The 1,318-nt window shown below is 57.9% G+C and carries 2 protein-coding genes; one reads left to right on the forward strand and one right to left on the reverse strand.

What is annotated here, in order from left to right:
* Positions 1-488 (forward strand): hypothetical protein (locus BU28_RS26150; RefSeq protein WP_211254166.1); only part of this gene is annotated, 488 nt, incomplete at its 5' end.
* Between the two features lie 288 nt (positions 489-776).
* Here the strand turns inward: BU28_RS26150 and BU28_RS25715 are convergent.
* Positions 777-1,229: a hypothetical protein gene (locus tag BU28_RS25715; protein ID WP_143809734.1), complete on the reverse strand. Its 453-nt coding sequence runs from the start codon at positions 1,227-1,229 to the stop codon at positions 777-779.
* Positions 1,230-1,318: the final 89 nt, after the last annotated feature.

Here is a 1,318-nt window from a genome sequence, read left to right on the forward strand (position 1 = left end):
CCTTGCCGATCGTCATGCAGGCGATTGACATGGCTTGTAATGGCCAACCTGCCGGACACGTTCTTTTCTCACTGTGGGCGCGGTCTCCCGACAACCCTCTTGTCGTAGTCGAGAACCCCACGACCTTTGCGGCCGAGGCGGGCTACCAAGGTGAGAGGAAGGTAGATACCTGGCGCCGGCGGATGAAGAGCCTTCGAGACTTGGGGATGATCGCGACGAAGCCAGGACCCTCAGGAGAGTTTCACTACGTTCTTCTACTCAACCCTAACACCGCCGTTGAGTGGATGAAGACTCATGGAAAGGTTCAAGACGAAGTCTATGGGCGCTTCATCGACCGTTTGGCCGAGGTGGGGGCCTACGGGGATATTGTAGGAATACGAGAATTTTGGACAGAGCAGGCCGCTGCAGCAGCAACAGCGTCTTCGCCCTCAAGCACTTCCTCTGATGCCGTGGCTGCTTCAGCCGGCGCAGAGGCGGCGTCGGAATAATCATGGAGGTTACGATGACCAGGAGAAGAGTAGCCGGCCTTAGGTGCCTTCCGCCCATCTAAGGCCGTCAAAAAGAAAGCCCAGCCTAAGAAGGCTGGGCATGGCGGACTGCTACCGCGCTTGCAGAGAAAGGCTCCAACCAAAGGCTCTGCAAGCGCACCTTATCTGATCCAGCCCCCCTTTTCCACATGCGCCCCGACTGCTGAACATGGGAAGCGCATTCCCCGCCATGGGCCTCCACCACGTCCACCTTCTGAGCAAGAGCGCATTGAGATCACCAAGACGTTTTCAGCCAAAAAGACGCTTCCAAAATCCCTTGGACTGTGGGCCAGGCAAAGCTTCCGGGGAAGCCGCAGGCGCAGCCTTTTCCTGTGCTGTCCGAAGATCGGATAGCAAGCCGGTTGCCTGGGCACGCCAGCGGTCCCGATCCTCTTTCAGGTCCGCCGACACCTCCCGCTCACGAGCAAGGGCTTCCCGTTCCTTTTCAAGAAGCTGCTCCAACATGGCGACCTTGCTGGAATCTTCCGTTCCGGGGCGTTCCAAGGCCGGTTCATGGTGCACCATTGGTGCGCGTTCCGGTCCGTTTTGGGGGAACGCTCTGGCCAGTTCGGAGGGGTCAATCGAGAATGTGCCATCCTCATTTCTGACCGCGCTTAAGCGACCTGATTTTATGGCCCTGTTGAGCGTTGACTTGCTCTTTGAGATGGCCTTCGCAGCTTGAGAAAGGGTCAGCAATGACATGGAACGCCCATCGTTCTGTGGTGCACCATTTTAGCCGTTCTGACCGGAACGCGGAACGGCCTCATTCAGCTTCTTCCGTCGAGGGCAGG

This window comes from Paracoccus yeei ATCC BAA-599 (genome assembly GCF_000622145.1).
Classification (GTDB): Bacteria; Pseudomonadota; Alphaproteobacteria; order Rhodobacterales; family Rhodobacteraceae; genus Paracoccus; species Paracoccus yeei.